Source organism: Rhizobium sp. BR 315 (genome assembly GCF_050577975.1).
Taxonomy (GTDB): Bacteria; Pseudomonadota; Alphaproteobacteria; order Rhizobiales; family Rhizobiaceae; genus Rhizobium; species Rhizobium miluonense.
Map to the genome: position 1 here is coordinate 373,100 of NZ_JARWKZ010000002.1, position 7,494 is coordinate 380,593.

Genomic DNA, 7,494 nt, shown 5'->3' on the forward strand with positions numbered 1-7,494 from the left:
GTTCAGGCCCTTTCCACTGCGTTCATGTCGATGCCAAGCTCGGCGGCAAGTGCCGCCTGCATTTCCAGCCGCTCGTCCGCGCTCTTGAAGCGAACATAGTGCAGTCGCGGGAAGCGCTTCTTGAGGAAGTTCATGCCCTGATAGGGCGAGGTATTGGCGAGGATCACCAGCGGCTTGCCGGCTTCCGCGCTTTCGGCTGCCTGCCGCAGGGCGTTGAGATCATGGCCGTCGACCGAGCGGCACGTCACGCCGAAGGCGCTGACGCGGGCGGCGAGATCGCCGAGATCGAGCACCGAAGACATGGCGCCGTCGCATTGCTGGCGGTTCACGTCGACGATCACGCGGATATTGTCGATCCGGTGATAGGCCATGGCCGCAAGGCATTCCCAGGTCTGGCCCTCCTGGAATTCTCCGTCCGACATGTAGACCCAGACCTTGCCCGGCTCGCCTTTCTTCTGCCGTGCCCAGGCGACGCCCGACGCCATGGAAAGGCCCTGTGCCAGCGATCCGGTCGTCACTTCCATGCCCGGGCTGTGTTCGGCGCCGATCATCTCGACCGAGCCGCCGTCCTTGTTGAAATGGTCGAGCGCATGTTCGTCCATGCGCCCCATCTCGATAAGGGCCGAGTAGATGACCAATGCATAGTGCGCGGGTGAAATGAAGAAGCGATCGAATTCAGGTGCGAACGGACCATGGTAGCCGGCGCCGGTAAAGGCATCGGGATTGTGCGCCGAGGGCACGCCACGGAAGGGCAGGGGCACTTTCGGAAGCGTCGGTTCGCCAAGCTTCAAGAATTCATTGTAGAGCAGCGCGAGGCTCTCGGCGGCCGAACAAGCCTGGCTCAGATAGCCGCCGTTGTTCTTCATGGTGTGGAAGAAGACGCGGCGGCGAATTCCAAGCGCAATGTCTTCCGTGGATTTCTGATTGGAGAGGGTCATCGTCTCAGCTCCGTTCGGGGAAAAGTGCCTTCAGACCTTCCGGCGACGGCGTCGCGATGCCGCGTTCCGTAATCAGGCCGGTGATCAGGCGGGCAGGCGTGACGTCGAAGGCGGGATTTGCCGCAGAGCTTCCTTCAGGCGAGATGCGAACGCTCGCTATCGAGCCGTCCCGTGCTTTGCCCTGAACGAAGCTGACTTCGTCCGCGGATCGTTCCTCGATCGGGATTTCCTTGATGCCGTCATGCACCGTCCAGTCAATCGTCGGTGACGGCAATGCGACGTAGAAGGGCACGCCATTGTCGCGGGCTGCAAGCGCCTTGAGGTAGGTTCCGATCTTGTTGCAGACATCACCGTTCGCGGTGGTGCGGTCGGTCCCGACGATCACCATGTCGATATCGCCATGCTGCATCAGATGACCGCCGGCATTGTCGACGATCAGCGTGTGCGGTACGCCATGGCCGTTCATCTCCCAGGCGGTCAGGTAGGCACCCTGGTTGCGTGGGCGGGTTTCGTCGACATAGACGTGGACGGGAATGCCTTCCTCCGTTGCCATGTAGATCGGCGCAGTCGCGGTCCCGTAGTCGACGGTCGCAAGCCAGCCGGCATTGCAATGCGTCAGGATGCGGACTGGCTCGCCCGGCTTCTTTTTCGCGGCGATCTCGCGGATGACCTTGAGACCGTTTGCGCCGATTGCGCGGTTGAGCTGGACATCTTCCTCGGCAATTTCGGCCGCACGCTTGTAAGCGGCGTCGGCACGCGCATCTTCCGGCAGCACCCGCAAGTGCTCGCGCATCGCATTGAGCGCCCAGCGCAGATTGATGGCTGTCGGGCGTGTTTCGTTGAGTTCTTCCCAGACGGCGTCGAGATGCGCATTGGAAGGGTCCTTCGCCATGGCGATCGCGACACCGTAGGCGGCCGTTACGCCAATCAACGGGGCGCCGCGCACCCACATGTCGCGAATTGCGACTGCGACCTCACTTACCGTTTTTAGCGTGACGACCCTGAACTCATGCGGCAGCCAACGCTGGTCGATAATGTCGACGGAGCGGCCGTTCTCGTTGAGCCAGATGGTATGGTAGTGGCGTTCTCCGACTTTCAAGCGAGTGTCTCCTTCTCAAGCAGCTCCGCCGTTGCGCGGACATCTTTGAGGCTGTGGATGCGATGCCGATTGACGGCGAGATGCCGACCAAGTTTCAGCGCTTTCTTTTCGCAGGCGGCACGACGATCGGGATCGGCGATGGTTTCGAAATCGGCATTGTGGGCGAGACCGAGGATGCGGCGATGCATCTCGATACCGGCAAAGCCCAGCATTTCGCGATAGATCTCGTCGAGGACGATGTTCAGCGCCTGTTCGGCACCCAGCATGTCTCCTTGATCTTCGAAGAGGCTTGCCTGGTAAAGGATACCCTTGCGCTCGTTGCGCCAGAGATTGGCGAATTCGGCGCGGAATGTTTCCCAGATGGTTTCGACGGTATCAAGCAAATAGACACGCATCTCATCTCGTTTGGAGCCGTCGCTCTCATGACCGCTTTGCGCGAGATAGCTCATCCAGAAGTTGGCGAGTAGCATGCCGACGTCGAAGCTGATCGGACCGTAAAAGGCAAATTCCGGGTCGATCACCCGGGTTTCCTCCTCGGTGACCATCACCGAACCGGTATGCAGGTCGCCATGGCAGAGCGTCTCGGCCTTTGCAGAGAAGAGATGTTTCAGCCTCTGTGCCTCGACCTTGAGGTCACGATCACCGCGCAATTCCGCGACAAGCGGATCGAGTTGCGGCGAGGTGTGCCGGTTGAGCGTCGCTTCGAAATAGGGATCCGAAAAGACGAGGTTTTCGGTGATATCGCAGAGTTCGATATTGTCGGCGAAGAGGGCCATGTCGGCCTTCTTGTCGCGCGTGATCATGGAAAGATCCGAGCCGCGAAAGAGCGTGCGCGCGCAGAAGAGACCGAGATCCTGCCCGATTTTCGGAAGGATCCTTCCGTCGATCAATGCTCGCCGCAGGATGACATGCGGGGTCAGAAATTCCATGGCGATGATGGCTTGGGCCGCGTCGAAGCAGTAGATTTCCGGCACCATGCCTGGGTCGCGCTGGGACTGGCGCGCGAGGGCATGATACTCGAAATATGAGCGCTTCAGAGGAAGCGGCCAGCTTTCGCCGACGAGGCGCACATATGGAAGCGCCTGCTTGACAATGGCGGCTCCACTTTCGCCCGTGACGATGAAAACGAGATTGAGGTTGCCGTCGCCGACTTCCCTGACCTCCCATCGCGCGGAATCCTCGCCGATTTTTTCCTTGAGAATGGCGTTGCCGCCAAGCCGGCCCGGTAATGTCTCGACGCTGAGCGCCGCAAAGACTTGGGTGTCCATAATGCTCTCCTCCTGCGCATGTCGCGGCCTCCACCGTGTTTCGACATGCCGTCATGGGCACAACTAAGTCAGCATTCTGTCAAATGTCAATGGCCTTGACATTTGATGAAAAGCTATCCTAACCTGCCACCATTGGGAGAAGACAATGAGCGACAATGCAGTGTTTCGCATCGAAGGCGTGCGCAAATCCTTTGGTGCGGTGGCGGTACTCCAGGGGGTGCGTCTCGACCTCAAGGGCGGCGCCGTTACGGCTTTGATGGGTGCCAATGGTGCCGGCAAATCGACGCTGGTGCGCATCTTGAGCGGCGTTTATCCGCGCGATGCCGGCATGATCACCCTTTCGGGGGCGCCGTTCGACCCTTCGACGCCTGCGGAGGCGATCCGCGCCGGCGTCGTGACGGTGCACCAGAACATCAATGACGGTGTCGTTGCCGATCTCGATGTGGCTACCAATCTGACGCTCGACCGCCTGAGCGGGCGCGGCGCGCGGCTCTTCTTCAATCCGCGCCGGGTTCGGCGTGAGGCCGCTCAGGTCGCCTCGCGCATGGGTCTGACGATTGATCTCAAATCCAACATCAACGACTTGAGCCTTGCCGATCGCCAGATGGTGGCGATCGCGCGCGCCATGGCGCATGAGCCGAAAGTCCTGATCCTCGACGAGCCGACCTCGTCGCTGTCGAGTGCAGAAGCCGATCGCCTGTTCGAGCTTGTCGATCGGCTGAAGGCTCGAGGCGTTGCCATTCTTTATATTTCGCATCGAATGTCCGATATCCGCCGGCTTGCAGACAGCATCGTGTCACTGCGCGACGGCCGTATCACCGGCCGTTTCGAAGGTCCGGATCTCGACTATGAAGGTGCCGTGAATGCAATGCTCGGCCGCAAAGTCTCTGCCGACGCGATCGGCGTGCGCGAAGCAAACGTTCCGGTTTTTCGCGCGCAGGGCTTGCAGCTGTCCGAGCATTCGCGGCCGTTCGACTTTGAGCTCGGCGAAGGCGAGATCGTTGCGGTCACCGGCCTCGTCGGCGTCGGCAAGTCGGCGCTTGCCGAGGTGCTTGCCGGAGCGCGCATGCCAGCAGCCGGTCAGATGACGCTGGACGGCCAAAGCTATCAGCCGAAATCGACGGGCCAGGCCATCGGCCGCGGCGTGTTCCTCGTGGCCAAGGACCGCGCGATCAGCGGTATCGTGCCGGATTTCAACATCTACGAGAATATCAGCCTCCCGTTTCTGCGGCGGCTGTCGCGTTTTGGAGTATCGAGCCGCGGCACCGAACGGGTGAGGGCACGCCAGCAGATATCCGCGCTTGGCGTCGTCTGCCGCAATGAGCGGGACGAGATGCACACGCTCTCCGGTGGCAATCAGCAAAAAGTCATGGTCGGCCGCTGGCTCTCGGAGCCGTCGCTTCTCCTCGTTCTCGATGAACCGTTCCAGGGCGTCGACATCGTGGCCCGCCGCGACATTGGCGAAAAACTACGCTCCTCGGCAAACGGGCGAGCCACCATTCTTTTTCTCACCGAGCTCGACGAAGTCTTTGAAGTGGCCGACCGCATTCTTGTCATGTCGGAGCAGACGATCGTCGGCGAGCATCGCAATTCCGGCATCGATGTCGAGCGCCTGCTGTCTGAGATCGCAGGTCAATCCACTCAACAGGTCAGCGCAATATGAGCAGTGAACAGAGCAAATCCGCAGGCGCGGTCCCCTTGTCCCAACCGACAGCGAGCTTCAGAGACATCGCCATCAAATATGGCTTCCTCGTACTGCTTGCCGGCATGATCTTTTACTTCTCGCTCGTCACTGGCGGCTTCGCTTCGCCGCAGAGCGCGGTCTTCATCCTGCAGTCGGTGTCGATCACCGGGATCCTTGCCCTCGGCGTCACCGCAACCTTGGTGGTGGGAGGCTTCGATCTGTCGATCGGGTCGGTCGCGACGAGCGCGATGATGGCCTCTTCCTATGTCATGGTCGTCATGGGTGGCGATGCTGTCACCGCAACGCTCGTCTGCCTTGCCGTTGGCGTGTTGGTCGGGCTCATCAACGGCATCATCATCGTCTATATGCGCGTGCCGGACCTGCTCGCAACGCTCGGCATGATGTTCCTTCTGCTGGGTCTCCAGCGAATTCCGACCGAAGGCCGCTCCATTGCCACCGGAATGACGATGCCGGACGGGTCTGTCGCAAACGGCGCGTTCAGCCCCGGCTTTCTCGCCCTCGGCCGCCACCGCTTCGACTTTATCCTGCCCAATCTCGTGCCGGTTTCGGTCGTGGTGTTGATCGTACTGGCGATCCTGATCTGGTTCTTTCTGGAATATACGAGGTTCGGACGGATGATGTATGCCGTCGGCTCGAATGAACGGGCGGCCGGCCTCGCCGGGGCACCTGTCAATGCCTATAAGATTTCCGCCTACATCATCTCGGGCATCTTCGCCTCGATTGGCGGCATTCTGCTCGCAGCCCGTCTCGGCCGTGGCGACATTGCGTCGGGGAACAACCTTTTGCTCGATGCCGTTGCCGCCGCGCTCATTGGCTTTGCCGTGCTTGGCGCAGCAAAGCCCAATGCCCTGGGGACGGCGACCGGCGCCCTCTTCGTTGGTATCCTGCTGCAGGGCCTGACGATGATGAACGTGCCCTACTACACGCAAGATTTCGTCAAGGGCGCGGTTCTCGTCGTTGCCCTGATTTTCACCTTTGCATTCTCAAAGAGGAGCAAACGCTAAGGGCGCATTGCCCTGGCGGATAATCATAATTTCACTGGAGGAGGAGACTGATATGAAGATGACACGCAGAACGCTAGGCGTATTGACGCTCGGCTTGATGGGAGCGGCGGCGTTTGGTGCGCCATCCTTTGCGGCAGAGATGCCAAAGCCCTTCGACAAGGCAGGCAATGTCAAGATTGCGCTTGTTCGATATCTCTCGACCGGAGATTTCTTCCAGTCCTATCTGGCCGGTGTGGAGGCGCAGTCCAAGGCGCTGGGCGTCCAGCTGCAGGTGTTCGACAGCCGCCAGGATGCAGCTGTCCAGGCCGACATGGTCGACCAGGCCATCGCACTCGGCGTGCAGGGCATCATCATCCAGCACGGCTTGACGGAATCCATGAAGGATGCTGCCCAGCGCGCCATCGACGCCGGCATCAAGGTCGTCGCCTTCGACGTGAATGTCGAGAATGCCAAGATCCCGCAGATCGAACAGTCCGACCGCGACCTTGCTCGCCTCGCACTCGAGCAGGCCGTCAAGGACAATGGCGAAAGCTTCAAGGCCGGTTATGTCTACGTCGCCGGTATTGCGCCGCTCGACCGACGCGACGAGACCTGGAAGGAGTTCAAGAAGAAATACGCTGGTATCAAGGAAGCCGCCCAGTTCGGCACCATGGACAACCCGATCGCCAACTCGGTTGCCAATCAGGCCCGTTCGGTGGTCTCGGCCAATCCCGACATTACCGTGATGTTTGCGCCTTATGACGAATTTGCCAAGGGCGTGAAGATCGCCGTCGACGAGGCCGGGCTTTCCTCCAATGTGAAGATCTATTCGGCCGATATTTCGACGTCCGATATTGCCGCCATGCGCGAGTCCGGCTCCGCCTGGGCAGCGACGGCAGCAACCAATCCGGCCGTGGTCGGCCAGGTCTCCGTCCGCGCACTTGCCATGCTGCTTGCTGGCCAGGATCCGGGCCATCAGGTCGTCGTCCCGCCGACGCTCATCACCCAGAAGGCGCTGAACGAGCAGAACATCAAGAATATGGAAGAACTCGGAGCCAAGCTGCCGCAGTTTGCCCACGCGGATGTCGCCATGCCGGCCTGGATGCCGAAGGCCGTAGCCAAGTAACAAACGCTTTCCCCGAGAGCTGGCGGCCGCAAGGCCGCCTTTTTTATATTCATGAATAAACCTCCACCTACGGTGGAGGACTGGACGAGTTCTACACGGTAGTTGAGAGACCTCCTGCTTGAACCGCTGGGTTGGCCCAGACTTCGAACAAGGAGGTTCTGTGGATGAACAACCGCTCTCGCATGCGACGTGGGACTGCAAGTATCACGTTGTTTTTGGCAGCAAATACCGCACGAAAAGACTGTACGGGGACGTACGGCGTGAATTGGGAGAACTCTTACGTCGGCTGGCACAGCAGAAAGGTTGCCAGATCGAAGAGGGTCATTTGATGCCCGACCATGTGCATATGTTGATATCGATCCCGCCGAAATACTC

Annotated in this window: 7 protein-coding genes; 4 read left to right on the forward strand and 3 right to left on the reverse strand. The window is 60.1% G+C overall.

Annotated features, from left to right (window positions below):
• Positions 1-2: 2 nt before the first annotated feature.
• The 3 genes from QD409_RS04230 to mtnK are packed head-to-tail and all read right to left on the reverse strand — an operon-like array spanning position 3 to position 3,305.
• Positions 3-938, reverse strand: a complete 936-nt coding sequence (locus QD409_RS04230) for a transketolase (RefSeq protein ID WP_092847175.1) — start codon at positions 936-938, stop codon at positions 3-5.
• Between the two features lie 4 nt (positions 939-942).
• Complete coding sequence (gene mtnA, locus QD409_RS04235) at positions 943-2,037, reverse strand: S-methyl-5-thioribose-1-phosphate isomerase (RefSeq protein WP_092847174.1); 1,095 nt, start codon at positions 2,035-2,037, stop codon at positions 943-945.
• On the reverse strand, positions 2,034-3,305 hold the full coding sequence (mtnK, locus tag QD409_RS04240) for an S-methyl-5-thioribose kinase (protein ID WP_092847172.1): 1,272 nt from the start codon (positions 3,303-3,305) through the stop codon (positions 2,034-2,036). The genes mtnA and mtnK overlap by 4 nt, the downstream gene beginning before the upstream one ends.
• Before the next feature lie 145 nt (positions 3,306-3,450).
• On the opposite strand from mtnK, the gene QD409_RS04245 reads away from it, so the two are divergent.
• The 4 genes from QD409_RS04245 to tnpA all read left to right on the forward strand — a co-directional run.
• The gene (locus QD409_RS04245; protein ID WP_092847171.1) at positions 3,451-4,968 is read left to right on the forward strand and encodes a sugar ABC transporter ATP-binding protein; all 1,518 of its coding nucleotides are present in this window, start codon (positions 3,451-3,453) and stop codon (positions 4,966-4,968) included.
• A complete protein-coding gene (locus tag QD409_RS04250) occupies positions 4,965-6,014 on the forward strand; it encodes an ABC transporter permease (RefSeq protein ID WP_092847169.1) in 1,050 nt (349 codons plus the stop codon). The genes QD409_RS04245 and QD409_RS04250 overlap by 4 nt, the downstream gene beginning before the upstream one ends.
• Before the next feature lie 52 nt (positions 6,015-6,066).
• Positions 6,067-7,119, forward strand: coding sequence for a substrate-binding domain-containing protein (locus QD409_RS04255; protein ID WP_092847167.1), 1,053 nt, complete (start codon positions 6,067-6,069; stop codon positions 7,117-7,119).
• Positions 7,120-7,279: 160 nt separating this feature from the next.
• On the forward strand, positions 7,280-7,494 hold a 215-nt coding region (tnpA, locus tag QD409_RS04260), incomplete at its 3' end, for an IS200/IS605 family transposase (RefSeq protein WP_430761901.1).